The sequence below is a fragment of the Rhodococcus sp. 05-2255-1e genome (genome assembly GCF_002259025.1).
Lineage (GTDB): Bacteria > Actinomycetota > Actinomycetes > Mycobacteriales > Mycobacteriaceae > Rhodococcoides > Rhodococcoides fascians.
In genome coordinates, this window is record NZ_NOZE01000033.1 from 327,043 (window position 1) to 352,909 (window position 25,867).

At 64.5% G+C, this 25,867-nt stretch carries 26 protein-coding genes; 6 read left to right on the plus strand and 20 right to left on the minus strand.

Going from position 1 to position 25,867, the window contains the following annotated elements:
* Positions 1-164 precede the first annotated feature (164 nt).
* Positions 165-1,607 carry a sugar transferase gene (locus CH262_RS20465; protein ID WP_094718443.1) on the plus strand — a complete coding sequence of 481 codons (1,443 nt, stop codon included), beginning with the start codon at positions 165-167 and terminating at the stop codon, positions 1,605-1,607.
* Positions 1,608-1,619: 12 nt separating this feature from the next.
* Here the strand turns inward: CH262_RS20465 and CH262_RS20470 are convergent, their stop codons facing one another.
* The 5 genes from CH262_RS20470 to CH262_RS20490 are packed head-to-tail and all read right to left on the minus strand — an operon-like array spanning position 1,620 to position 5,192.
* Positions 1,620-2,684: an isopenicillin N synthase family dioxygenase gene (locus CH262_RS20470; protein ID WP_094718308.1), complete on the minus strand. Its 1,065-nt coding sequence runs from the start codon at positions 2,682-2,684 to the stop codon at positions 1,620-1,622.
* Positions 2,685-2,734: 50 nt separating this feature from the next.
* Positions 2,735-3,184 carry a Sec-independent protein translocase subunit TatA/TatB gene (locus CH262_RS20475; protein ID WP_094718309.1) on the minus strand — a complete coding sequence of 150 codons (450 nt, stop codon included), beginning with the start codon at positions 3,182-3,184 and terminating at the stop codon, positions 2,735-2,737.
* Positions 3,172-3,951 (minus strand): twin-arginine translocase subunit TatC, encoded by a 780-nt coding sequence (gene tatC, locus CH262_RS20480; protein WP_094718310.1) that lies wholly within the window; start codon positions 3,949-3,951, stop codon positions 3,172-3,174. Before tatC ends, CH262_RS20475 begins: the two co-directional genes overlap by 13 nt.
* Positions 3,948-4,154 (minus strand): twin-arginine translocase TatA/TatE family subunit, encoded by a 207-nt coding sequence (gene tatA / locus CH262_RS20485; protein WP_032366957.1) that lies wholly within the window; start codon positions 4,152-4,154, stop codon positions 3,948-3,950. The genes tatC and tatA overlap by 4 nt, the downstream gene beginning before the upstream one ends.
* Positions 4,155-4,187: 33 nt before the next feature.
* Positions 4,188-5,192 carry a dioxygenase family protein gene (locus tag CH262_RS20490; RefSeq protein WP_094718311.1) on the minus strand — a complete coding sequence of 335 codons (1,005 nt, stop codon included), beginning with the start codon at positions 5,190-5,192 and terminating at the stop codon, positions 4,188-4,190.
* A 169-nt stretch (positions 5,193-5,361) separates the two neighbouring features.
* On the opposite strand from CH262_RS20490, the gene CH262_RS20495 reads away from it, so the two are divergent.
* A complete protein-coding gene (locus CH262_RS20495; protein ID WP_094718312.1) occupies positions 5,362-6,384 on the plus strand; it encodes an ABC transporter substrate-binding protein in 1,023 nt (340 codons plus the stop codon).
* 72 nt (positions 6,385-6,456) lie between these two features.
* Here the strand turns inward: CH262_RS20495 and CH262_RS20500 are convergent, their stop codons facing one another.
* Complete coding sequence (locus CH262_RS20500) at positions 6,457-7,431, minus strand: GGDEF domain-containing protein (protein WP_143547145.1); 975 nt, start codon at positions 7,429-7,431, stop codon at positions 6,457-6,459.
* Positions 7,432-7,683: 252 nt separating this feature from the next.
* Here CH262_RS20500 and CH262_RS20505 point away from each other — a divergent pair, with 252 nt between their 5' ends.
* The gene (locus tag CH262_RS20505) at positions 7,684-8,607 is read left to right on the plus strand and encodes a GGDEF domain-containing protein (protein ID WP_094718314.1); all 924 of its coding nucleotides are present in this window, start codon (positions 7,684-7,686) and stop codon (positions 8,605-8,607) included.
* Positions 8,608-8,617: 10 nt separating this feature from the next.
* Here CH262_RS20505 and CH262_RS20510 read toward each other — a convergent pair whose 3' ends face one another.
* Positions 8,618-9,412: an SDR family NAD(P)-dependent oxidoreductase gene (locus CH262_RS20510; RefSeq protein WP_032406147.1), complete on the minus strand. Its 795-nt coding sequence runs from the start codon at positions 9,410-9,412 to the stop codon at positions 8,618-8,620.
* Between the two features lie 155 nt (positions 9,413-9,567).
* Here CH262_RS20510 and CH262_RS20515 point away from each other — a divergent pair, with 155 nt between their 5' ends.
* A complete protein-coding gene (locus CH262_RS20515; RefSeq protein WP_141214889.1) occupies positions 9,568-9,891 on the plus strand; it encodes a hypothetical protein in 324 nt (107 codons plus the stop codon).
* A 163-nt stretch (positions 9,892-10,054) separates the two neighbouring features.
* On the plus strand, positions 10,055-11,023 hold the full coding sequence (locus tag CH262_RS20520; protein WP_032366953.1) for an AurF N-oxygenase family protein: 969 nt from the start codon (positions 10,055-10,057) through the stop codon (positions 11,021-11,023).
* On the opposite strand, the gene CH262_RS20525 is transcribed toward CH262_RS20520, so the two are convergent.
* From CH262_RS20525 to CH262_RS20535, 3 genes are read right to left on the minus strand one after another with little or no spacing between them, the layout of a single operon-like run.
* Positions 10,996-11,733, minus strand: coding sequence for a TetR/AcrR family transcriptional regulator (locus CH262_RS20525; RefSeq protein ID WP_052057102.1), 738 nt, complete (start codon positions 11,731-11,733; stop codon positions 10,996-10,998). The two genes, CH262_RS20520 and CH262_RS20525, sit on opposite strands and share 28 nt — an antisense overlap.
* Positions 11,734-11,786: 53 nt before the next feature.
* Positions 11,787-12,143, minus strand: a complete 357-nt coding sequence (locus CH262_RS20530) for an ArsR/SmtB family transcription factor (protein ID WP_032366952.1) — start codon at positions 12,141-12,143, stop codon at positions 11,787-11,789.
* A gap of 30 nt (positions 12,144-12,173) precedes the next feature.
* Entirely contained in the window at positions 12,174-13,379 is a 1,206-nt protein-coding gene (locus tag CH262_RS20535) for an MFS transporter (protein WP_094718444.1), read from the minus strand.
* A 135-nt stretch (positions 13,380-13,514) separates the two neighbouring features.
* Here CH262_RS20535 and CH262_RS20540 point away from each other — a divergent pair, with 135 nt between their 5' ends.
* Positions 13,515-14,741 carry a sensor domain-containing protein gene (locus CH262_RS20540; RefSeq protein WP_094718315.1) on the plus strand — a complete coding sequence of 409 codons (1,227 nt, stop codon included), beginning with the start codon at positions 13,515-13,517 and terminating at the stop codon, positions 14,739-14,741.
* 6 nt (positions 14,742-14,747) lie between these two features.
* Here the strand turns inward: CH262_RS20540 and CH262_RS20545 are convergent, their stop codons facing one another.
* The 10 genes from CH262_RS20545 to CH262_RS20590 all read right to left on the minus strand — a co-directional run bounded on the left by CH262_RS20545 (position 14,748) and on the right by CH262_RS20590 (position 25,587).
* Positions 14,748-15,731: an ornithine cyclodeaminase family protein gene (locus CH262_RS20545; RefSeq protein WP_094718316.1), complete on the minus strand. Its 984-nt coding sequence runs from the start codon at positions 15,729-15,731 to the stop codon at positions 14,748-14,750.
* A gap of 2 nt (positions 15,732-15,733) precedes the next feature.
* A complete protein-coding gene (locus CH262_RS20550) occupies positions 15,734-16,654 on the minus strand; it encodes an ABC transporter substrate-binding protein (RefSeq protein WP_094718317.1) in 921 nt (306 codons plus the stop codon).
* A 33-nt stretch (positions 16,655-16,687) separates the two neighbouring features.
* Positions 16,688-18,163 carry an MFS transporter gene (locus CH262_RS20555; protein ID WP_218829316.1) on the minus strand — a complete coding sequence of 492 codons (1,476 nt, stop codon included), beginning with the start codon at positions 18,161-18,163 and terminating at the stop codon, positions 16,688-16,690.
* 178 nt (positions 18,164-18,341) lie between these two features.
* A complete protein-coding gene (locus CH262_RS20560) occupies positions 18,342-18,968 on the minus strand; it encodes a GntR family transcriptional regulator (RefSeq protein WP_057473518.1) in 627 nt (208 codons plus the stop codon).
* Between the two features lie 74 nt (positions 18,969-19,042).
* The gene (locus tag CH262_RS20565) at positions 19,043-19,804 is read right to left on the minus strand and encodes a DeoR/GlpR family DNA-binding transcription regulator (RefSeq protein ID WP_032386532.1); all 762 of its coding nucleotides are present in this window, start codon (positions 19,802-19,804) and stop codon (positions 19,043-19,045) included.
* Positions 19,805-19,818: 14 nt separating this feature from the next.
* Positions 19,819-20,832, minus strand: a complete 1,014-nt coding sequence (pdxA, locus tag CH262_RS28200) for a 4-hydroxythreonine-4-phosphate dehydrogenase PdxA (RefSeq protein WP_032371816.1) — start codon at positions 20,830-20,832, stop codon at positions 19,819-19,821.
* Positions 20,829-22,019, minus strand: a complete 1,191-nt coding sequence (locus CH262_RS28205) for a four-carbon acid sugar kinase family protein (RefSeq protein WP_052060417.1) — start codon at positions 22,017-22,019, stop codon at positions 20,829-20,831. The genes pdxA and CH262_RS28205 overlap by 4 nt, the downstream gene beginning before the upstream one ends.
* A gap of 72 nt (positions 22,020-22,091) precedes the next feature.
* Positions 22,092-22,784, minus strand: coding sequence for an SDR family NAD(P)-dependent oxidoreductase (locus CH262_RS20580; protein WP_094718318.1), 693 nt, complete (start codon positions 22,782-22,784; stop codon positions 22,092-22,094).
* Positions 22,781-23,995 (minus strand): sialidase family protein, encoded by a 1,215-nt coding sequence (locus tag CH262_RS20585; RefSeq protein WP_094718319.1) that lies wholly within the window; start codon positions 23,993-23,995, stop codon positions 22,781-22,783. Before CH262_RS20585 ends, CH262_RS20580 begins: the two co-directional genes overlap by 4 nt.
* Positions 23,996-24,012: 17 nt before the next feature.
* Positions 24,013-25,587, minus strand: coding sequence for an ABC transporter substrate-binding protein (locus CH262_RS20590; protein WP_094718320.1), 1,575 nt, complete (start codon positions 25,585-25,587; stop codon positions 24,013-24,015).
* Between the last annotated feature and the right edge of the window lie 280 nt (positions 25,588-25,867).

Genomic DNA, 25,867 nt, shown 5'->3' on the forward strand with positions numbered 1-25,867 from the left:
GCAGCCCTGTTTCGACAGTGACAATGCTTGCGTTGCACGCCGGATGAAGGTGAAGGGTGATATGTCTTCGCTGTACGAAATGTCGACTGCCGAACGGCGTCACCGCTCTGAGGACATGAAACGTGGAAGGACCGGATATCGAGTCGAACTCGCGCGGATCGACGATGACGATATCGACACCGCAGTCAGTGAAAGCCCGCTTCGGGAGGAACGTATCGGATCGAATACGGAGCAACTCTGTTCGTACGATCCTCACCGTTCTTTTCGACGCGCTCGCCGCCGCCATCGGCGTAGCCGAAGGCGTCCAGTGGCGCTCCGGTAGCGTCTCTGCATTGGGGTGGTACCCATGGTTGTTCGTGCCCACGGTCTTGGTGCTGCTCGCGTCGAGAAAGCTCTACCGACGTGGGCTTCGACGAAACTTCATCGATGAAATCGGCCCGGTGCAATCCGCCGTCGCTTTCGCGACCCTGATCACGCTCGCCCTGATTCTGGCCATCGAGACTCCCTATCGCCCAGGTGCGGTCATGGTCCGTGTGTGGCTGTGCGCAGCTGTTGCGCTCGCGATCGCGTGCCTGGCACGGGCGTGGGGGCAGCGCTGGCTTCGCGCGAAGCACCATGCGAGTGCACCGACTGTCATCGTCGGTAGTGGTCCCGTCACAGAGCAACTGGCGCGCAGAATGAAGCAGTCCTCCGAGTATGGGATGGATCTCGTCGGGACAGTCGACTCCTCGCCCGACGTCGACCCCTCTGTGCAACAGGGGCTTTCGTATCTGGGACCGCTCACCGACCTGACTCGAATACTCCGAGCGCATCGGGTGGAAGAGGTGGTGATCGCGTTCGCGTCGGCTCCGCACGAACAAATAGTCGACGCGATCCGCGCGGCACAGCATGCCGGTGCCCGCGTCTGGCTCGTACCCCGCATGTTCGACACCGTCGGAATGCACGCGCGCATAGAGCATCTGGGCGGGCTGCCCCTGATGGTGTTGCGGCATGTCGACCCGAGGGGGTGGCAGTTCGTCCTCAAGGGCGCACTGGACCGGGTCGCTGCGGGGCTGGCTCTGCTGCTGCTGTCGCCGGTGTTCCTCGTGCTCACCGTACTGGTACGGGCGAGTTCCCCCGGGCGCATCTTTTTCGCGCAAGAACGAATCGGCCGAGACGGAGTTCCGTTCGACTGCTTGAAGTTCCGGTCCATGCGGCCACCACGTGACTCCGATGCGGACTTCGTCCGGACCGAAGGAGCGGCACCCGGCGGTGTGGAAGGCGTGGATCGACGCACCAGGATCGGCAAGATCATGCGTCAGACCTCGCTCGACGAGCTTCCTCAGCTGATCAATGTGCTGCGCGGCGACATGAGCTTGGTCGGCCCCCGTCCCGAGCGACCGGAGTACGTCGACCTGTTCGCAGCGCAGATCAGACGCTACGGCGAGCGGCATCGCGTCAAAGCAGGTCTCACGGGATGGGCTCAGGTGAACGGATTACGCGGTCAGACCCCCATCGCGGATCGTGCGGAATGGGACAACTACTACATCGAGAACTGGTCCCTCCGGCTCGATATCAAGATCGTCTTTCTGACGTGCATCGCCGTGCTGAAGAGGTCGGAAGACTGACCGACGCGTCCGTCATCGGCCTTCCGCCGCGCGTACGCGTGCGGCCTCGCGGACCGCGCTGACATTCGCCTTGCCCTGCCGCGATCCGGCGAGCTTGGCGGCGATGTGATCGCGTACCGACACCGGCTCGTAGGCCAGGCCGGAATCCGCGTCGAGGTGCGACGGCAACGTGGAGATCACCGCGTCGACATTGCCGTCGTGGAAGAACGCCGCCGACCGCCGACGCACGATGGTGCCGTCGACGACGGGTGGCTTGACGCGATGCAGAGTGGACAGCCACCGGTCGTTGGTCAATCGCGCAGTGAGGTCTCCCAGGTTCACCAACAGCGCTCCGTCACGCGGAGCGACGTCGTGCCACACGCGGTCGGTACCCAGCACCTGAAGACCGGCCACCTGGTCGGCCCACAACACCGTCACGATACCGAAATCGGTGTGCTCGCCCATCCCGGTGAGGTCACCATCGAGGGTGACCATGCCCTCGGGCAGGGCGTAGTTGTTCATCCGCAGCACGTCGATCGAGTGGTCGGTGAGCGTGTCGAAGAAGTCGGCCGGGAGTTCGAGTGCCGCAGCGAAGATTCCGGTGAGAGTGCGGGCGACCCGAGACGCCTCGGCGAAATACGTGTCGACATCGCGGCGGAAATCAGGCAGCTCGTCGGGCCACACGTTGATCCCGTAATCCGACTCGTCCAGTTCGAGGGAGTCGAAGGACCGCGCTTCGACCCCGACATTGAACGCCTCGAAGAAGTCGTTCATCCGCGACGCAGACTCGACTCCCACACTGAGGCTCAATGATTCGCTCTTGGGCGGGCTGTATCCACGATTAGCGTCGGGTATCCGGTACTCGTTCTTGGTCGCAAGCGGCAGCGCGAAGAACGAGTCGATGGACCGCGCCAGACCGTCGAGTACATCGTCTCCGATGCCGTGCCCGATGATCTGCATGAATCCGGAACGGGTGCAGGCATCGTCGATCTCGGCCACCACACGAGCTCGGGCCCCCGCATCGGCCGTACTGCCCGAGACGAAGGGGCCGATGTCTATCGTGGGGATCTCGAACTCGTCTGCACGGTGATCGGACATCGGCGTTCACACTCCTGTAGTCCTGGCTGCTGAGCCGACAATTTACCGCCTCAGCACGCATTCTCGCGCGTCGATGCCTCGGCAGCGAGCCGGCGTGGATCGTTCTCGGGCAGTGACTCGATGAGCACGCGACGCGGATGCGACGACGGTCCGGTGATCAGATACTTCTGACCGGGTCGCACTCGGGCGGCCTCTGCAACCAGTTCCGGATCGGTGGGTGTCGCAGTGTCGTTCTCTCGCAGAGTGTCGGTCTCTCGCAGTGCGTCGGCGACGATGCGGCGTGGGTCGTACTGCCTGAGGTCCAACGACTCCCACTCGCTGCGGCGCAGCGGGACGCCGATCTCGGCCTCCGCCGTGCTGCGGGTGCTGTCGACGAAGTGCCGCAGCGTGCGCACCGCCCGTCCGAGTCGGTGGGCGTAGCCGGGCAGTCGTTGCGGGCCGAGGACGAACCCCGCAATGATCGCGACGAGGAACAACTTCTCGAATGTCAGGCCGAACATGATGAATTCTCCTGTGCAGTAGCTCGTCTGGACGATCGTCTGTCGTGTATCTCGGTGATCGCGAGAGCCGCGCCGAACAGAGAGACCATCGGCAGCGCGACGAGGAACATGGACAGCACGTCTGCCGCGGGGGTGACCAGCGCGCTGAACAGAGCGATCGCCACCACGCTGACACGCCAACTGCGGCGCAGCCTGTGCGCGGAGACGATGCCGAGGCAGTTCAGCATGACCAACACTGCCGGCAGGACGAAGGCGATACCGGTTGCCAGCACGATCTTCATGACGAAATCCACGTAGTACGACGCGTTGAGGATGGTGCTGTCCTCGTCGGAGGAGAAGCCCGCGAGCACGCTCACCATACGAGGAAAGATGGTGAACCCGAACGCGCAGCCGGCGACAAACAGTGGGGTGGCAGCCGCGGAGAAACCGAGAACGTACTTCTTCTCGCGACGGGTCAATCCTGGAGTGAGATAAGCGAAGATCTCCCGCAACCACACCGGACTCGACACGATGACGCCGGTGAACAGTGCGATCCGCAGCTGGAGATCGAATGCGCCCGTGACGGTCTCGAAGTTCAGGCTGGCCTGGCGGGACAGCGCCAGTTCCTCGACTGGGCCGCGGAGGACGTCGAGAATCCGATCGGAGGTTGCGAAGCCGATCACGACGCCGACGAGCAGCGACACCGCCGCACGGATCGCACGGCGACGTGCCTCGCGCATGTGCCCGGCAAGGGGCATCGCACCCCGCACGGCGGTGGCTGCGGTCATGAGGCGTGTCGGTACGGAACCGGGACCGAGACGTCGTCCGGCGTCGCCGATGTCTTCGCTTTGTCCTCACGCACTTCGTCTTTGAGGATGCGCATCGACTGACCGACACCCTTGGCGAGCGAGGGGAGTTTGGTCGAACCGAACACGAGCAGAACGATGGCGAGAACGACGAGGGCGTGCCATCCAGTGAGGTTGTGCAACATGATGTTTCCTTCGGTGGGTAGTGTCGGGGAGGGTCAGTTGGTGGGAGCGGTGCCGGCAGGTCCGCCGGCCGGGGGTGTGCCGCCCATCGGCGGTTGTCCGCCCCCGCCGCCCGCACCGCCGCCGGAAGGCGCTGCGCTCATGGCGGGTTCGGTGGTGGTGTCGATCGCGACTGCCAGCGAGCCGACGTAGCCGCTCGTGGGGTCGCCGGTGAAGGTGCCCATCTCCAGGTCGTAGCCGTCACCGAATACGTTGTCGTTGTCGAGACTGCCGAGCTGGGCCAGGTTGGTCGAGGAGCCCGGATAGGTGTCGAGCTGGTATATGTCGTTCAGGATCTCCTGTGGAAAGGCGACCTGCGAGGTGGCAATTGCGTTCTCCGCGTTGGTTGCCGACGCTGCGTCGGGGTAGACCTCGAAGTGCATGTGCGTCCAGCGGCCGGAGTAGCAGCCGGGCACGATGGTGTCGAAGGTGGCACTCCCGCTCGCATCGGCCGCCTGCACACCGCGCAGGTACGTCTCGTCCTCGGCACCCTCGGAGTACATCGAGTACTTGCCGTTCGCGTCGCACTGCCACAGGTACACCGCTGCCCCCTCGAAGGGGCGGTTGTCGTTCGCCATGTCGGTGAGGGTGAACGTGAACGACAGTGGCACACCGCTGACCGTGGTGCCGCCGTCGAGACTCGACGTCACGTCGCGGCGAACGATTCCCGATTCTTCGAGAACGTTGACGCCGTTGGTGCCGTCGGCGGGATACGGGCCGTTGGTCTCCTGTGGAATCTCGCTCGTGGCCGAGGCGGTGGTCGCCGTCGTGGATGCAGCTGTGGTGGTGGTACTTCCGGCGTTCGACGTGCTCGAGCACGCCGCGAGGGCGAGTGCTCCGGCACCGGCTCCGACGATGCTCAGAACGCGGCGACGGGTCAGGAGGGTGGTGATGTCGAACGCGGCACCCTGATCGACCACCTCCTCGTCGGGACGGTCGAGCAGTCGACCTTCGTACGCGGGTCCGTCGGGGGTGTTCGTGGGTTCGGGAATGCGAGGCATCGTGCTCTGTCTCCTTCGATGTGCCACTGGATGTTTCGGTAGTGCCAATACTCTGCGGAGATCCGGGGAGAACCCTGGGCTCCGGCTGGGAGGTTCCTGGGAGCCCGATTCGCGGTTCATGCAAGCTAAGGCTAACCTCTAGTCACTACCCCGACATACAGGACTTTTCATGACTCATCGTGTACTGACCAGCCTCGCTGCCGCAGTGCTCACCTCGCTCGCCCTGGTGAGCTGCAGCTCGTCCGATGCCGACGACGCTTCCGCCTCCGCCGCGTCGTCCACCGACTCGTTTCCGTTGACCGTGCAGCACATGTACGGCGAGACCACCCTCGACGCCGTGCCGGAGCGGGTTGCCACGTGGGGCTTCGGCACCACCGACGCCGTGCTCGCACTGGGCGTGGTGCCGGTGGCCATGCCGTCGGCCGAATACGGCGGTGGGGACGACCTGATCTATCCGTGGATCTCCGACGCCATCGACGCCAGCGGTGGCCCCGCTCCGACGTTGCTGGACAACGTGACCAACGCATTGACGGTGGAAAAGGTGCTCGCCGCCGACCCCGACGTTCTGCTCGCCCCGCATTCGGGTCTGACTCAGGCCGAGTACGACGCGGTGACCGACGCCGGAGTTCCCGTCATCGCCCCGCCGGAAGAGCTGTGGTCTACGCCGTGGCGTGACGTCATCACCACCACGGGCGACGTGCTGGGCGTACCGGACCGGGCTCGTGAACTCGTCGCCGATCTGGACAAGCAGGTCACCGATGCAGGCTCGCAACACCCCGAGTTCGATGGCCGCACAATCGCTTACGTGTCCGAGGCCGCAGATGTCTACTACCTGCTGCTGCCGTCCGACCCGCGGGTGGAGTTGCTCGAGAATCTCGGCTTCACCTCGGACCCGTCGGTGACGGCCCTGGCGAGCGGTGACTCGACGTTCTCGACCACTGTCTCGGCGGAGAACATCTCGAAAATCGACGCCGACGTGGTGTTCACTCAGGTCGACACCGACGCTGCACTGGCCGAATTCACGGGTTCGCCGGTGACGCGGCAGATCCCGGCCGTCGCCGGGGGAGCAGTGGCAGGATTCGTCGGGCAGGAAGCCGGTGCCGCAGTAGGCCCTACGGCACTGTCGATTCCGTACTTCCTGCCCACCCTCGTCGACGGACTCGCTCGGGCTACCGAGGTAGCCGGGAACTGACGCGGCAGCGATGCGGGTAGGGATTTGCTTTGGCGGCGTGGTGGTTTCTCCAGGGCACCGTCGACTGGATCCTCAAGGGCGTTCTCGGCGAACATGTTTGACGCCGTACAGATTTTCGTCCGCGCGGGCGAGAATGTCCGAGACAGACTCCTGCGGATCCGTGGACTGAGCTGTTCCGACGCTGGCGTAGGGCAACGACTCGGTGGTGATCCGGGCGAACTCGTCGACCACATCACGGCTGTGCCCTGTCAGGAGCGCCGCGAACTCGTCACCACCCAGACGAGCGATCACGGCGTCGGAGGGAGCTGCGCGGGTCCAGGACTGCGCCAGATCGATCAGCAGTTCGTCACCCGCACGATGTCCGCCCGAATCGTTGACGGCCTTGAAATTGTCCACGTCGACGATCACCACCGCGACCGGAAGCTCCGCAGTCCTGTTGCCTGCCACCTCCGCCGCGGCCATCTCCCATCCCGCCCGGTTGAACACTCCGGTCAGAGGATCGGTGCACGACGCCACGATGAGAGCCTTGGTCACCACACCGAACGCCTCGCCTGCGGCAATCACCGCGACGCCGAAGATCAGGTACGAAATCGGATACAGCGGAGCAGGAGAAACCCACACCGCCGACAGCACACTCACCACGAGCACGCCGACCAGCACTCTGCCGGGTCCGTCCCGATGGAACGCACGGATGTACATCGCCAGAAACATCGCCGCGATCAGACACTGGCTCTGCGCCGCCGCGAGCCGATGGAACGCCATCACCGCGGGTGTCGCCACCATCGCCGCGGCCAGAGCAAGCCGAAGCGCCACCGCGGTACCGGGTCGAACCCACAGCACCACCACGCCGGCCGCTCCCAGACCGACAGCTACGACACCACCGGTGACATCGGACGTCACCCGGTCGCCGTGAGGCAGCAACGTCAAGATCACCCCTACTGCATAGAGACCGGTTGTGGCCAGCAGAAAGTACATCAACAGCCGCGTCCGTAGACCCGCCGTACCGTGCACCGAACTCGGATGCGGAACGTGAGGGAACGAGGGCATGGCCAATACCCTGCCAGGGCGCACGGCACCTGTCTCGACCACGACCCCGCCGTTCCGTTGCCTGCGATGATTTTCGCAACGGACGAGCTCATCGGCGGCGGTGAATGCCGCCACAGCGTGCCCGCTTTTTGGGCTGATCGTGTTGCTGGTGCAGGAAAAGTACGGGGCGGTCCGGTAACGCCAGCGGGTAGGCGGCGATGATGAGCTGTGTCCCCACGGCGAAACAGGCAGCCGGCGAGCGCGGGGTCGGTGGTGATCGACTCGCGTCGCCGCGTTCTGTCGTCCCTTCTCGCTGTACAGCTGGTGCTCTATTCGGCCGCGTTCATCGCGTCCTGGGCCGACACGAACGGTGCCGGCGCTGTGGGTGAGATGTGGGCCGCAGTGGTCGCTGCGGTGGGATTCGTCGCGATCCTGTCTCGTCGACCCGGCCCGGTGCGGCAGGGGATCGCGATTGCCTGTGCGGCACTGGCTCCAGCGCTGACGATGCTGACCCATCAGAATCTCGCTGCCCAGGTGTGGGCGCTGATTCCCGCGATGTTTCTGGCGCTCTACCTGCGCGCGACGTACCCCGTCGTCGTGGCACGGGTCCTGTGCGTGGCGCTGGCCTTGCTGTCGGCCACGGCGCTGCTGCTCGCGCCTGCCCCGGCACCGATGCTGTGGGGCGCGCTCTACGTCGCGTGCATTCTCGCTGCCGCAGAGGTGTTCGGCGCTCTCGGTGCCGCCCTGATCGCAGGCGCTCTCCGTGACCCGCTCACCGGGGTGTTCAACCGCGCCGGTGCCGTCGACGCGGCGACGAATCTCGCTACCCGAGCGGCTCGTCGATCCGAGAACATCGCCGCGATCGTGTTCGATGTCGACCACTTCAAAGCCGTCAACGACAGGGACGGCCACGCTGCGGGCGACCGTATTCTCATCGGGCTCGCCGACACACTGACCGAGAAAGTACCGGCCGGAAGTGTGATCGCCCGGCTCGGCGGCGACGAGTTCATCGTCCTCGTCGCAGGCCTCGACGCGGTGCAGATCGACGCTCTCGCGCAGGAACTCGTCGACGGGCATGTCGTCTCGGTGACGTACGGCATCGCCGTCGGTTCCCCCGGACCCGACGTACTCGAGGCGCTGACCCAGGTTGCCGACGCCGACATGTACCGCCGAAAGATGCTGCGCCGCAGGCGCTGACAGTGCTCGGTCAGGGCAGGATGGAATCGACGTAACCGCCGTCGACCCGCAGAGCGCCGCCGGTGGTGGCCGACGCCTGATCCGAGCTCAAGTAGACGATCATGTTGCCGACTTCCTCGGGCTCGATCAGTCTGCCTATCAACGAGTTCGGGCGATGGTTCTTCATGAACGTCGCCTGAGCCTCATCCCACGGGAGGTCGTCGCCGACGAGCTCGGCCACGAAATCCTCCACCCCGCCGGTATGGGTGGGGCCGACGATGACGGAATTGACCGTAACTCCGGTCCCGGCAGCAGCTTTGGCGAATCCGCGACTCACGGCCAGCAACGCGGTCTTGGTCATGCCGTAGTGGATCATCTCCTCGGGAATGACCACGGCGGAGTCGCTACAGATGTTCTGCACTCGACCCCAACCGAATTCCATCATCCCGGGCAGGTAAGTGCGGATCAGGCGGACGGCCGAGAGCACGTTGACCTCGAAATAGCGACGCCATTCGTCGTCGTCGATCTCGAGGGCGGGCTTGGATCCGAAGATGCCGAGGTTGTTGACGAGGATGTCGACCGCGGGGACGCGCGCGGTGAGTAGCTCGACGCCCTCGGCGGTGGCGAGGTCGGCGGCGACGCCGATGACACGCGCGCCCGGAACGGTGTCGAGTATCTGCTGCTCGGCTGTGTCCACGGTGGCCTGCGAGCGCCCGTTGATCACCACCCGGGCACCCGACTGAGCAAGCGCCGTAGCGATCGCCAAGCCGATTCCCTGCGTGGAGCCGGACACCAGGGCAGTACGTCCATCGAGATCGATGTGCATGGATCCTCCTCGTCGTGTTCGTTGTGAGCCTACGCCGTTATAGCGCGTATGCAACTAATTTGGGATTAGCACTCTCGGGCGTCGGGTGCCAAAATGGAGAGGCATACTTTCGTGCAACAAACCCCAGCTCAGCGAGCCTGAGGAAGGAGAGAACAGTGACAGTGACATCCCCCGATTTCGACGCTCACGACATGGACGACGTGCCGCCGCGGTGGTGGAATCGACATATTCGCACCCGAACGCAGGTGACCGAGATCGCCGTGATGTTCGGCGCTCTGTCGATCGTGTCGTTCTGGGCCGCCGGCCTCGGCATCGCAGCCGGCCTGATCGCCATCGCGTCCGCGCTGTGGGCGGATCGAAGCCCGGATCTCTCCGGGCCGCGCGCCGAACGCAGCGATACCGCGCTCGCCATCGGCACCGGAGCGGTCGGCGTTCTCATCGGTCTCGGCTTCCTGTTGATGGTGCTGCCGCACTGGTGAGGTAAGGGTTCGTGGCGAGAGCCGGTCGACGACGCGTCGGCCGGCTTTCGTCGTCTTCGGCAACATTTCGGTAAGTATCTGCGACGGTCCGTTGCACTAACGGGATTTATATGTGACGCTCTGTAGCGTAAAGATTGTTCGGGACGCAGGCGGAAGGACCACCATGACTGCAGTCGACGACGCACGAACGCACTACCGAGACACCTTGCACTCCTTGTCGACGGCATCGGTGCATCAGCACTTCGACGCCTTCCTCGACATTCCCTGGGACGAGCCCGAATACGCGATCGTTCCCAACGATCCCCGGTGGGTACTCCCGGACGAGGATCCTCTCGGTCACACCGATTGGTACAAGTCGCTTCCCCTGGATCGGCAGATCCACATCGGCATGTATCGCCAGGCCAGCATGGTCAAGGTAGGCCTGCAGTTCGAGCAGATCCTCATCAGCGGCCTCATGCAGTACGCCCTCACGCTGCCCAACGACTCACCGGAATTCCGGTACTCGACGCACGAGGCCACCGAAGAGTGCCACCACACCCAGATGTTCCAGGAACTGGTAAACCGCATCGGCATCGACGTGCCGGGTGGACCCGGATGGTTCCGCAAGATCGTGCCGATGCTCACGGTGTTCGCCAGCCGCTCGGCACCGTTCGGATTCTTCGTCGGCGTCCTCGCGGGCGAAGAGCCGATCGACCACATGCAGAAGGGCGTTCTGCGCGGAGGCTCAGTCGGCCACCCGTTGGTCCAGCGCGTCATGCAGATCCACATCGCCGAGGAAGCCCGCCACATCGGCTTCGCGCATCAGTACCTGCGGTACAAGGCACCTCGTCTCGGACCCTTCGAGAAGGCGTCGATCTCGATTCTCACGCCCGTCATCATGCGGCTGCTGTGCGACGTCATCATGAAGCCGAGCAAGCAGATGCGACGCGAACTCGACATCCCCGACGAGGTAGTGGACGCCGTGTGGTGGAACAGCGAATCGTCACGAAAGGCATTGCGCGACACCTTCGGTGACGTCCGCATGCTCGCCGGCGAACTGGGACTGATGAACCGCGTCTCCAAGCGCGTGTGGCGCGCCCTCGGAATCGACGGACGACCGTCGCGCTACCGCAGTGAGCCCTCGTTCGGCTGAGCTGTCTGGGGGCCGGTGACAGATTCGAGAGGGACTTGGGGTATCGCGATTCCGCGTGATGCCCCAAGTCCTTTGACCTGCAGCCAGATGGTGTCGGCCAGGAACGTCGCGAAATGATCCAGGCCGGTGCGTGATTCGGTTTGCGCGCTCCAGCTGCGCACCGCGCCCATGCATCCGGAGACCAGGCCCGCGACCCACGGGCGCACCAGCGACCAATCCTCCGGTGACAGATCCGCATTCACCAACGCGAGGAACGCCGCGACGCTGACCTCCAGCTGCTCGGCGAGCAGTGCGTTGGTCTCCTCGAGCGGACTGGGCGACTCTGCACTGACGTCCTGCTCGACGAACCGCGTCCACGCGGGATGCTCGGCGACCCAGCGGACATAGGTACTCACCACACGATGCACCACATCGCGTGGAGTGCCGGTCAACGCGAACGAGGCGACCAGCGCAGCGCTCAACTGCTTGCAGATGGCACGCTGAATCGCGGTGTCGAGATCGGTGCGATCGTTGAAATACCGGTAGAGGCCGGTGCGATGAACGCCCGCCTCGGCCGAGATCTGTGCAGTGGTCAGCCGCTCCCCGGGAGCGATGTCACGGGCCAGTACCGTCATCGCGGCCTCGATGATGTGGCGTCGACGATCGGTGTTGTGCTGTTCCCACCGCCGCTTGCGGCCATCGGCCTTCGGTCGTGCGCCACCGTCACTCATGCTGCATGGTCTCATGTTCGACGGGCTGCTGTGGGCGCGTTGGGGTTCGGAGGTCACTCGTGCGGGGGTTCACCGGTGACCTTGTGGTCGGCAAAATTGAGGCCCTCACGCACCAGCCGAGCGAGGTGCCCGTCGGCGAGGTTGTAGATGACGTTGCGACCGTCGCGGCGTGTCTCGACCAGACCGGTGAACCGGAGCTTGGCCAGATGTTGGCTGACGGCAGTGCGGGATGTGCCGGTGGCCGCGGTGAGCTCGCTGACGTCGGCGGGGCCGCGATCGAGTAGCCAGAGTATGTGCAGCCGAGTGGGATCGGACAGCATCCGGAACGTGTCGGTTGCTGTCGCCAGTCGCGCGGAGTCGGGTTGTGCCTCGTGATGGAGACTGATGCGCTGTTCCTTCTTCGGTGGCATCGAGGTGTCTCCTTTGTGGACGGCGTCTCCTCATGCGGAGGCGGCGACCGGGATTCGGGAGCGACTCCACAGGCGTGCTGCGGACAGTGCCGCAAGTGTAGCCAAGGCCGTGAGCACCGTCGCCGCGGCGAGCAGTCCGAACTGCGCCCCGACCCAACCGGCCAACGGATACGTGAGCAGAAACGCCGCATGGGACAGGGAGAACTGAGCAGCGAATATGGAGGTTCGGCTGTGTTCGTCCGACTCTCGGCGCAAGATCCTCGCCGACGGCGTGTTGATCAGCGAGGTGCCGATACCCAGGATCGACCACGTGATCGCGAGAGCGGTCCACGCGGTCGGCCCGCGGCCGAGGGTGGCGACGAGTGCTGCGGCTGCGGTGCCGACGACAGCGACGGCGGCACCGGCGAGCATGAGGCGATGGTCGGAGATCCGCTCGAGGGCTCTCGGAACGAGCAGCGCCGCCGCCATCGACCCCGCACCGAAACAGCCGAGGGCGACGGCCAATTGGGTGCTCGAACCGCCGAACAGATCACGAACGTAGACAACGGTATTGACGAGTACGAGTGCCGTGGCTGCGGCGACCACGATGTTCAGTGCCAGCAGACCCTGGAGTTCCCGCTGCCGGACGAACGTCGCTATGCCGTCGAGTGGTTTCTTGTGTTGTGGTGCAACGTATCTCGGAAGGGCTGTGCCGACCACCATCGCTGCGGAGGCGACGAACCCCACCGCCGTCCCGACGAACAGGGTGTGGAAGGTGACGACCGTCAGCAGTGCGGCGGCGATCAGCGGGCTCACCAGGGACTCGAGGTCGTAGGCCAGGCGGGAGAGCGTGAGCGCGCGGGTGTACTGCTGTGCGTCCGGCACGACGGACGGGATGACGGCCTGAAAGGTGGGTGTGAAGGTGGCCGACGCCGCCTGCAGCACGAATATCAGGACGTAGACCTGCCACACCTGATCGACGAAGGGGAGCGCCAGCGCGGTGAGCGCTCGGACGAGGTCCGCGGCGACGAGGACGAGCTTGCGCGGCACTGTGTCGGTCAGTGACGAAACAGCCGGCGCAACAACCACATACGAGATCATCTTGATCGCCAATGCGGTGCCGAGGACGGCTCCGGCGGCGCTGCCGGCGATGTCGTAGGCCAGGAGCCCGAGCGCCACCGTCAACAACCCGGTGCCCACGAGTGCGACCACCTGTGCGGTGAACAGGCGTCGGAAAGTGTGATTGTGCCGAAGCATGCGTTCACTGTACATATGCGTGCGCACTTGCGCACTCATATGTTTTATTGAAGATGCACCGTCGAACGCCCCACGAAGGGGCTATTTTCTGTAGCGTTGTCGGTTGTCGGCTCAACGAATATCCAGGGGTGGTCAATGGCCGATCAGCGCACGTATCCAGTGGGGCAACTGGCACGCGCCATCGACCAGCTGCCGTCGATGATCGGCTACTGGGACAGCTCGGAGCGCAACGTCTTCGCCAACAAGGTCTATGCCGACTACTTCGGCATCGAGCCGGCGCGCCTGGTCGGTATGCACATCAGCGAGCTCCTCGGTGAGGGACTGTACGAACTGAACAAGCCCTACATCTCGGGAGCGCTCGCCGGCGAGCAGCAACAGTTCGACCGCACACTCATCGACGTCAACGGTGTCGTACGCGTCACCCAGGCCACCTACGTCCCCGATATCGTCGACGGCGGCGTCGTCGGATTCACGGCAATGGTCGTCGACGTCAGCGCCCGTGCCGAGGCAGAACGCGAACGCGACCGCGCCGTCCGCCTCTTCCAGATCGCCATGGAGTACGCGCCCATCGGTAAAGCGCTACTGACGATCGACGGCCGCTGGCTGCAAGTGAACAAAGCACTGTGCGATCTCCTCGGGTACACCTCGGAAGAACTGCTGCAGAAGACCTTTCGAGACCTGACACATCCCGACGACATCGCGATGGCAGACGAACACCTCGCCGGATTAGCCGACGGGACCCTCGCCAGCGTGGCATCGGAAAAGCGGTACATCCGCAAGGACGGAGCCACGATCTGGGTCCAGCGGAACGCCACCGTGGTACGAGACAACGACGGGGACGACATCATCATCGCTCAGATCCAGGACATCACCGCTCGGAAGGAAGCCGAGGCGGCACTCGAGCGCCAACTGTTGATCGACGACCTGACCGGCCTGGCGAATCGCCGACGGTTGATGGCGGAACTTCAGGCCCTCAAGGAAGCCGCCGACGAGAACCCCGTCGGAATCCTGTTCGTCGACGTCGACTCCTTCAAATCCGTCAACGATCGATACGGCCACGCAGTAGGCGACCGACTGCTCGCCGCCATCGGAGCCCGCATCCGCGCCAACCTCCGCGCCGGAGACATCGCCTGCCGCACCGGAGGCGACGAATTCGTCGCTCTGCTGCGTAGCTCCCGATCGGCCGACGGAGTCGAACGCCTCGCCGCACGAGTGCGGATGCTACTGGCCGGCCCGTACCTCATCGACGGTGTTCCGGTACCCGCATCGGTCAGCGTCGGATGGAGCTGGGACAAACCCGTCAGCCCCGAAAAATTACTGCACATCGCGGACGAACGCATGTACTCGTCGAAACGACGCTGACCCCTGTCAGGACGACAGATCGACGCGAGTGCCGATTCCGGTCGAGAGAGCGCGTTCGATGATCAGTTCTGCGACCGCGAGATCCTCGAGCCCGATACCCGTGGAGTCGAACAGCGTGATGTCGGAGTCGGCCGTGCGCCCGACCTTGCGTCCGGTGATCACGTCCCCCAACTCGGTGTGGAAGTCGGATTCCTGCGCGGCTCCGTCGGCGATCGCCAGTAGGGCGTCACCCGACTTGGACAGCGCCGTCGCGGTGCTGTCGACCACCACCCGTGAACGCGCGATCGCCGTTCCGTCGACCTCACGCTCGTCGGGGCGCGGCGCTGCACCGACGACGTTCAGATGGGTGCCATCCACCAGCCAGTCTCCGAACAGCACGGGATCGACGGACGGGGTGAGCGTGCACACGATGTTCGATTGGCGCGCAAGCTGTTCCACGGACACCGCGTGCTCGATCTTCAGGTCCAGGTCGCTGAGCGCGTCTCGAAAACGTTCGACGGTATCGGCTGATCGCGACCAGACGAAGACACCATCGATGTCGCGGACGCTGTGGATGGCGCGGACATGTTCGACGGCGAGGTTTCCCGCGCCGACGATTCCCAGTATCGAACTGTCCATCCGAGCGAGGTGCTGGGTGGCCACCGCACTGGCAGCGGCCGTGCGAATCGCAGTGATTGCACGGCCGTCCAGTACCGCGACACATTCTCCGGTCCGGGTGGACGTCACCAGCATGGTCGAACGCTGCCGAGGCAGAGCGCGGGAACGGTTCCCCGGTAGGTCCGACAACACCTTCACCACCGCGAGTTCGGAGGTGCCGGACTGCGCCACCATCGGAATGACTCGACCGTCCTCGGCAGCGTCCATCGACGACGGTGCCGGGTTCTGAGCGATGCCCGTCGAGAGGTCGGCCAACGCGCGCTCGACCGCCCCGAACACCGTCGTTCGGTCGAGCAGGGCGCTGATCTCCGAGTGACGCAGTACCAGGGCCATGGTCAGCCGACCGTCGTCAGTTCTGCTGCATCGACGACGCGGGAGGTGACCAGATCTGCGAACGGAGGTGCGGTGTGAACCATGCCCTCCTCCTGGAGGATTCGCATCCAACGATCGCTGGCGTCGGCATCGATACGCACGGTGTCCCACGTCCTGGACTGTTGGATCTTGGTGCACGCAGCAGACAGGGTCGGCAGTGCGATGTTCGGCCAATGCTCGACCAGGAGGGGCTGCAGTTCACTGACGGGTGTCGCCTTGACGGTCGCCATGGCTGCGTCCAGGCCGGATGCGAACTTCACCAGACGCTCTTCGAGTTCCTCGAAACGGTCTGTGCGGCAGTAATACACACTGTTCGGGCCTAGCCCACCCACCTCAGCGTACTCGACGACGATGTGGCCGGTCCCTCGATCCGACATGATCTGCGCAGTCGTGATGTCGAGAATGATCGCGTCGCCGAGCCCGTCCTCGAACAACTCCACGAACATCGGAGTCGACAGATCTCGGAGGAATGTGGTTCGTGAGGAGTCCACGCCACTCTCCCGCATCATGCCTGCGGTGATCGCGTACGGAGCGCTTCCGCCGATACCGGGAGCCAGCACGGTCTTTCCGGTGAGCGCCGACCAGTCGAACGGCCCCTGAAGCTTCTCGCGCATGACCAGAGCTTTGGGGAACTGGTGGTTCAACTGCGCGAACACGGTGAGCTGACGCGATGTGCCCCAGTACATTCCGGGCACCCACAACCCGCCGAGGGCGATATCGGCTGCGCCGCTGGCAAGGTCGTCGAGCACGCCGGTCCAGGGGTCGCAGGCCTTGGCGTGGACCTCGAGGCCGTTGTCGGCGAAGAGTCCGGCGTGGTCGGCGTAGTACTCGGGAAGGTAGTTCAGGCCGTGTGCGGTGGCGGAGATGGACAGTGAATCGGTCATGATGTGTCTCTTTCTTTCGTATGAGGCTTTGGATTACGCTGCGACGAGTTCCTTTTCGGTCACCGCCTCGAGTGAGCGTCCGAAGGTCTCGGGGCCGAACTTCGCCGCGACGACGAGCAGGGCGTACATGCCGGCGATCATCAGGAACACTCCGGCCACACCGGCGATGTCGAAGAAGAACAGTGCAGCGAACGGCATCACCGCGCCGGCGACATTGCCGATTCCGTTGACGACCGAGGTGCCCATGCCGCGAATCGAGGTGGGGAACAGCTCCGGTGTCCACACCGAGAGCATGGTGTTGAGCATCATTGTGAAGAACTGGAAGACAGCGCCGAGAACGAGGATGGTCGCAACGTTGTGGGCCAGCGTGGCGAAAGCGATGGCAGAGATGCATCCGAGCACGGCGGCGGTCATCACGGTCGGTCGACGACGGACTCGGCCGGCCAAATAGCATGCAGCACAGGCACCGAAGAGACTGCCGATGTTCATGATCATCGTGAACAGGAGCGAATCGGTGAGGGAGTAGCCACGGGAGACCAACAGAATGGGCATGAGGAACAGCAACGTCACCTGAGCGCCGAACGACATCCACGAGGCAGCGCCGATGGCGGCAGTGCGGCGAAGATTCTGTCCTTTGAACACCTCTGCGTACGACGTCTTGCCGGTGGCGGGAAGGACATCCGCTGCAGTGACGAATTGCTTTGTCGGGCCGGGGTTTCGGAGGCCGGAGATCGATCCGCTGGCGAGTCGGGTCAGGCTGCGGTTCGCGTCGTCGATTCGGCCCTTGGACATCAGGAATCGGGGCGACTCCGGGAGATAACGCCGGAAGAACACCACGAGTACCGCAGGCACCGCCAGGATGACGTAGGTCCAGCGCCACGACGTGTCGTCGCCGCCGAGAACTCCACCGAGAGGGCCGAGTACGAGCATGAAGAAGCCGAACGACGCGATGTTGCCGATGCCGCCGGACGAGATGTTGAGTGTGGCCAGCAGTGAACCGCGGTGCCTGGTTGCGACGAGTTCGGCGAGAATGGCCAAGCCGACGGTGAATTCGCCACCGAGGCCGATGCCGACGATGAAGCGGCTCGCGAGCAACATCTCGTAGCTCACCGCGGCAGCGCTGATGAGACCGCCGAGCGTGTACACGAGTAGGTTGAGGCTCAACGCCATTCGGCGACCCCAGCGGTCTGCGATGTATCCACCGATGAGGCGACCGACCAGTCCGCCGATCACGGTGGCGGTGTTGATGAGTGTCAATTGAGCATTGCCGATACCGAGTGATTCCTTGATGAGCGGGCCCATCGCTCCGGTCGAGTTCTGCTCGAGGCTGTCGAAGAACAGTCCGGCCATCAGCAGCAGGATCACCGCACCTTGGACTCGAGTGAAACCGATGCGATCGAGCGCATTGGTCAGTCCTGACGCGGGGGCAGGCGCCTGTGTGTCGGTCGGCTGGGAAGTGGTCGGATGAGGGTCGGTCGGATGGACGGATTCCGAGGTAGAGGCAGACATTGTGTGCTCCAGCGGGCTGGCAGGCACCGGCAACGGGTGTTTTCCGGTGAGTCGCCTCCGGTGACACTCTGAAACGACTGCCTAATTTGTATACAAACCATGTGTCGTCACCGTTATCTTCCGCTACGAACGTGTTAAGGACTCCATATATCGCTCGTAATTGTATACAAAGACGGCGCTATGACGGCCCCGGGGTTGCAGCGGACGCATCCTCGTCGCGCCGCAGGTGCTCATCCATCAGAAACCCGGCCTGCACAGGGGAGCCGTTCAGAATGGCTGCCGCCAGAGCAGCATGATCGTGAACGGACGCGCCCGGGTCGTCGCCGAGACCCCACGCGACCCGGCGATTGACACCCGCCAGCATCTCGCGGAGCTGGTCGTTACCTGCCGCGGTCGCAACGAGGTCGTGGAACGACGGCCCGTCCGTGGAGCCGGGAGTGTCCGATCGTGCTCCGTGGCGCGCCCGCTCCACCACCGACGCCAGTTCGGCGGCCACGGAACCGCCCCTGTTCCTTGCTGCCAACTGAGCAGCCAACACCTCGAGACCATGACGGACCTCGAGAAGTTCCTTGTTCTCCTTGTGCAGGGTGGTGGACACCGTCGCACCCCGATAGCGAACGATGGTGACGAAACCCTCGGCCTGCAGCTGAGCCAGCGCCTCGCGGACCGGCACGCGAGACACGCCGAACGCCTTGGCAATCGACTCCTCGATCAGCCGCTCACCGCCGACGCGTCGACCCGACAGAATGTCGTCACGCAACGTCTGAGCAATCGTGTCGCCGGGTGATTCGTCGTCTGAATTCACGAAGTGGAGTCTAGTGCGGGCAGCGAGCGCGTCTGCGTCGTCTGCACGGCGTCGACCCGCCCGAAGGGTGCGGACTACGCGAGCACCACTTCCACGCCACTGTCACGGAAGGCCTCGATCTGCTCCGGCGCGGCATCGGAATCGGTGATGAGCGTGGTGCCCGGTGGAATCGGGGCCCAGGCGTGAAAGGGCTTCTGGCCGAGCTTGGTCGAATGCGCCAGGATGTACGTCGTCGTGGCACGTTCCATCATCAACTCCTTGAGTTGAGTCTGCTCGTAACCCGCTTCGCAGATCCCGAAATCGGCGGCGACGGCGTCGGCACCGAGGAACGCCCGGTCGAAGGACACTCGTCGCAGCGACGCCTCGGCGAGAGGACCGACGAAACCCTGGCTCAGGTGCCGTAATGTGCCGCCGATGCACTCGACGTGCACCTCGTCGGCGTCGGCCAACGCCTCGAGCGCCGTCAATCCAGCCGCGATGACGGTGAGGTCGACGGCGTGACGCAGATACTCCGCCATGGCACCGACCGTCGTTCCCGCGTCGAGCAGGACGGTTTCCCCGGGCTGCACGTACTCCGCGGCCTTGGCTGCGATGAGCCGCTTGGCCTCGTATCCCTCGAGGGAGCGTTGCTTCACCGACGCCTCGTGACGGCTGCCGATGGCAATGGCCCCGCCGTAGGTGCGGGCCAGATGCCCCTGCTTGGTGAGGTGATCGAGATCGCGCCTGATGGTCGAGGCCGTCACCTGGAACAGTGACGACAGCTCGTCGACGCTGGTGAGGCCACCGGACTTGGCCAGCCGGACGATCTCGCCGCGCCGCGCTTCCGATGCTCGCACCTACTACCCCCTCGTCAGCCCAGTAATGCTGGGCTCGTTGCCAATTCGGCGGCCTGCCGCAGGGCTTCGACCATGCTACCGGCTTCGGCGATGCCCTTACCTGCAATATCGAACGCAGTGCCGTGATCGACGGAGGTGCGGATGACCGGCAGTCCGACGGTGATGTTGACGCCTGCCTCGATTCCGAGCACCTTGACCGGGCCGTGACCCTGGTCGTGGTACATCGCGACGATCAAGTCGTAATCGCCACGGCCGGCCAGGAAGAACGCGGTGTCGGCGGGCAGCGGGCCCACCGCATCGATGCCGTCGGCCTTCAACTTCTCGACGGCAGGCACGATCTTGAGGTCCTCCTCGCCGTAACCGAACAAGCCGTTCTCGCCGGCATGCGGATTGATGCCACACACACCGATTTTCGGGTTCGGAGTGCCCGAGCGGACGAGGGCCTCATGTCCGCGTCGGATCGTTCGCTCGACGAGTCCCGGCTCGATCTTCGCGACGGCGTCGAGCAGACCGATGTGCGTGGTGACGTGAATGACCTTGAGCTTGGGGGTGGACAGCATCATCGACACCTCCTCGGTGCCGGTCAGGTGTGCCAGCAGCTCGGTGTGGCCCGGGAAGATGTGCCCGGCGGCGTGCAGGGCCTCCTTGTTGAGCGGGGCGGTGCAGATGGCCTGGACTTCACCTCTCACGGCGAGTTCGCTCGCAACGCGGATGTAGTGGAACGCGGCGTCGCCTGCCACGGCCGACAACTGCCCCCACTGGAGGTCGTCGGGAAGCAGGCCGAGATCGATCACGTTGATGCGCCGCGGGCTGAACTGTGCGGCATCGACGGTGTCGATCGTGACGATGTCGACGTCCACCCCGAGAACCTGAGCGGCCAGGCGCAGCCGCGGCGCATCGCCGATGACGACAGGCTTGCACCGCTCGAGCGTTGCCGGATCGATCATGGCGGGCACGATGACCTCGGGGCCGATGCCCGCGCCGTCGCCCATGGTTACCGCGATGTACGGCCGAAGTGCTGTGGTCATGTCAAAGCCTCACTGTGAGAAGAAGAAAGCGTACGAGCAGTGCCGTGTAGGTACGCGGCCATTGCGACGAGACTGTCCGGGCCGCCGAAGCTCCCGGGGCGGGTGGCGACGTATTCGCCTGCGGGTGTGCGGGATACGACCGCCCCGTGATGGATTTCGGCAACCGGGCGAAGGGCGGTGACACCCAGGCCGTCGAGCACCCGGCGGGCGGTTTCCCCGCCGGTGAGTACGAGACTCACCGAGAGCCCGCGAACGGCCTCGGCGACCGTGCCGGCGAGCGCCTGGGATATGTCGGCCGAGCGCGACGCGTCCACCGGCCCCGCCAGGGACAGCACCACCGTTCCGTCGGACAGGGCGCTGCGCACCCTGTCTGCGCAGGCGTGGGTCTGCGGCAACTCGTCGACGTGGACGGCGACGTGCGTTGCACCGGCCTCGACCAACTCCGATACTTGCTGCATCGCAACCGATTCGGCGGTTCCGACGACGACGAGAACCGAATCCTGGGTCACTGCCGCAGCGTCGCGATATCGAGGATCGAGGGTACGCGCCACGGCCGCCGCCAGCGCCGAGGTGCCGACGAGTCGGACACCCGGAATGTTCGCCGACACCGCCACGATGGCGTCGAGGTCTGCATCGGACCGGACGTCGAACACTGCCACTGCGCCGGAATCGACTGCAGCACGAAGTGCTTCGGGGCCGTCGTCGGATGCGACGGTGACAGTGGGGACTCGTCCGAAGAGCTCGGTGATCGAGGACGGAGCCTCGGTGGGCTCCATGGCCCACCGGCCGCTGAGATGCAGCGGAACGCCGTCGATGTGAGGGACGCCGTTCTCGACGGTGCGGCCGAGAGCGGGAAGCCCGGCGGCGAACACGACGGGGCCGGTGGCGAGCAGCGATTCGACCTCGGCGGCAATGTGTCCGCGCAGCATCGAATCGATCTTCTTCACGACCGTGACGTGCGACGGCAGTAGTGCGATGGACTCACGTACGCGGGCCGCGGCCTCGTCGGGGGACATGACTCGGGTGCCGAGATCGACGACGCAGACGTCGGTGTCGGTCCCGTCGTCGATGCTGCCGATGTCGATTCTCAGTGACACGTCACGATCGAGGAACAGTGCGGCCGATTCTGCTGCACCCGACAGGTCGTCGGCGAGAATTGCGATGGCGGGGCGCTGCGGGATGGTCATCGTGCGCTCACCCCTTCGATTCTGCGCTGTGTGCGCACTTCAAGGTAGCACTATTGCGTGTTTCACGCAGCTTCATAGCGACGTTCCTGCGCACTGGACGATCGTCTGCCCGGTGATGCTGCGTCCGTGCGGGGAGAGCAGGAACGCGACAGTCTCGGCGACTTCCTCCGGAGCGATGAAATGACCCAACGGCGGCGTGCTCGGAGGGGTGGAGACGCGTCCGGGATCGTTGAGCATCGGTGTGTCCGTCGGGCCCGGCGCGACAACGTTGACGGTGATTCCGCGCGAGACCAACTCCATGGCCCACGATCGGGCCATGCCCGTCAACGCGGACTTGGTGGCGACGTACTGGCTCTTGCCTGCCACCCCGGTCATCGTCCTGCTGCCGATCATGACCACTCGACCGCCGTCGACCATTCGAGGCGCCAGCCCGTTCACCAGAATCTCGGCCGCTGCCACGTGCACCCGCCACATCTGCTCGCTGTGCGCGGGATCGAGCGCGCCGAGCCGCCCCGAACGCTGGACTCCCGCGGCATGGACGATCGAATGGGGGTCGGGCAGTCGGTCGACGACGGCAGAGACCGCCGCACTGTCGGCCAGATCCACGCCGATCCACCGATGTGGGCCGTCGTCCTCGAAGCCGGTCGCAGGCCGAGAGCGGCTCAGGCCGGTCACCTGCCAACCGCGGGCGGACATCGTCCGAGCGATCGATGCACCGATGCCGCTGCTCACTCCGGTCACGACGGCATGCAATGGGGATGTCACCGGCCGTCACCGATCCAGGTCGGCTCGAGCCGAACGTACTTGATGGCCTGGCGAAAGTACGTGTACGCAACGTGAATTCGGCCGTCGGGGCCGTACACGATCGACGGGTACGAGAACTCGCGGTTCGACCCATCCCTGGAGTTGTTGGTCAAGCAGTAACCATCGCCCTCGTCGAGGTTGCGTCGAACCGGCCAGGTCACGCCACCGTCGGACGAGAGTGCCAGCGTCATCGGGGCACGCGGTGCGCCCCAGAATGCGGCGCGGTCGTCACCGTCGTCGAGAGGACTCTCGGAGGCGTCGGTGCCCTCGGCCAGTCCGTCGTCGTCGATCTCGTCGTAGAGAGATACTCGGCGGGCGGTGGCGTCGAGCGCGGAGGAGTGGTTGTACACGAGCGCGAGGGTTCCGTCCCCGTGCCCGACGACCTGAATGGAGGAGTTGTTGTTCGGCAGCTCGGTGGCGACCGGGGCGCTCCACGTCTCGGCGTCGTCGGTCGAGACGCTTCGGTAGATGTGATCGGCCCAGCGGCTGCGGTACAACGCCACCAGCGAACCGTCGTGTTGCACAACGATGTTCATGTGGACGCATCCGAGGCTGCCTGGCACGACGACCTCACGCCACGTCGCACCGTCGTCGTCGGAGATCAGGACCCCGCTGTAGTCTCGATCGCCCACCCACTTGCGTCCGTCGATCTTGACGCAGTGAAAGACCGGCAGCAACAGGCGTCCCGATGCCAGCTGTACGACGGGCTGCCGGACGAACACGCCACCAGCGTCGGTCTCGGGAACCAACACGTGCGTCTCACCCCACGTCGATCCGCCGTCGGACGAGATGCGACGCAGTACCCGTGCGGTGTCCTGATTGCCGGCGTGCTGAGAAGTCCACAGCAACCAGACCTCGCCCGAATCACGAACGAACAGAACGGGGTTCTGCTCGGAACGGGTGCCGTCGTCGGACAGCTGGATCGGGGTGCTCCACTGCTGTTGTTCGGCATCGAGGCGCGAGAACCAGACACTGATGTCGGGAACACCCTCCTGCGTGCCGGCGAACCACACACATGCCAGGGCCCCGTCGGGCAGGATCGCCAGGTTCGCCGCATGATTCTGCACCTGCGGGGCAGGGAGGAACGCGTCGGATCGACCGGGCTCGGACGTCGCACGCAGGGTGCCGTCGGCGAGGAGGTCGCCGGGGGTGAGGAAGCTCGTGTTGCTCATATTCTACCTCTTCTCTCTCAGGAAGTGAGAGTGACCGAAGCCATGTCGTAGGAGTTGGTGGGCCGCAGATCGATTCCGTCGATGCGATTGCGTCGGGCGATGACCGTCTTGGGTACGAACGACCACAGGCACGGCCACGTCTCCCAGATCTGACGCTGCGCCTGCGCGAGTGTCTCGTTGCGGGTGACGCTGTCGGCATCCTCGGAAGCCTTGGCGATCAGTGCGGTGATCTCGGGAAAGATGTAGCCGTGATACGTATCTCGGGTCTCTTCCTTCGCAGCAGTGCCCGCGTACATACCCTGCATGATGGTGACCGCGAGTCCGGTGGGGCTGGGGAAACCGTTGCCGAGAATGTCCCAGTCGCCCGCCTTGCCCTGACGCCACGTCGAGATGTCGCCGCCCGGCTCGAACTGCTGCAGGGTCGCACGGACGCCGACTGCGGACAGCATCTGCAGGACCGACTCCATGATGTCGGTGTCGGCGGCGAATTCACCTGTCTCCCAAATGATCTTCACTTCCAGGTCTTGCACTCCGAGCGCGTCGAGCTCCTGGCGTGCGCGCTGTGGATCGTAGACGTACTCACCGGTCTCGATCGCGCCGGTCAGAATGCCGGGGACCACGCCGCGGGACGGAGTTGCCGCGCCCTGCATCACCTGGTCGATCAACGCATTCCCGTTGATCGCGTAGCTCAGTGCTCTACGGACGCGCGGATCGGCCAGTGGGTGCCCGACCGGTTTGCGGAAGTTGTAGAAGAGCTGGTTGAGGCGCACCCCGTCGGTGCGTTCTACCGTGACGCCGGCCAGGCCCGAGAGCTGATCGGCGGCATCCGGGGTGATGGCGTCGATGACATCGACTTCGCCGCTGCGCAGAGAGACGACGCGATTGGACTCGTCGGGGACGAAACGTACGTTGACCGAATCGACCGAAGCCGGCGTGCCCCAGTACTTCTCGTTACGCGCCAGCGAGTAGTTGCCGGTACCGCGGTCTGCGTCGGTGACCACGAACGGCCCGGAACCGACGCCACCCTGAAGATCCTCGGGGACGTTGTCCTCAGCGGGAGTGATCAGAATGTTCGACATCAGGTAGTCCAGGACCGGGATGGGGCGCTGCGTGTCGAGCGTGAACGTCGAGTCGTCGATCTTGCCGACGGTGGGCCACTCGGGGAAGAAGGTGCCCACGAACCCACCGGTGACCTGGCTGTACATGCGCAGTGCCGTGTCGACATCCTCCACCCGAACCGGCCGACCGTCGGAATAGGCGATACCCGGTCGCAGATGCACCAGCCATCGCGTCGGTGCGACCAGCTCGAAGCTGTCGGCCAGGACGAGCTGCACTGCCAGCGCAGAATCGATGGTGGTCAGGGCCTGGCGGATCGAGCGCTGAACGGTCAGAGCGGCATCGAACTGCAGAAGCTTGTTGTCCAGGCTCACCATGGATCGGTTCATCGCGAGGCTGACGGTGTCGGGGCCGGGACGACCGGTAGGAGTTGCGCAGGCGCTCACGCCGCCGAGCGAAAGCCCGGCTCCGAGTATCAGACTCGTGCGGAACAGTGACCGTCGTGAAAAGCGCTGGTTGGCAAAGCTTTCGGTCATCGTTGACCTCTCGGGACTGTCACATCGAAATGTGGATGTCGGTTCGGGTCTCGTAGACCCGCGTCGACGAAAGTGATCGTGGACACAACCGGACTGTACTACGAAATGCTTGAAATGCGCAGAAAAATATTGCCAGTTGCGCAAAACGCGCATGAGTGCAATTGTGAGCTGAGTTACAACAAGGCAGTGTTATCGAAAGGTCGACGATGACCCAGGTAAGACCACAATCGCAGGTGGGTCGATGACTCAGCTCACCGCCAGCCCGCCGAGTGTGCCGAAG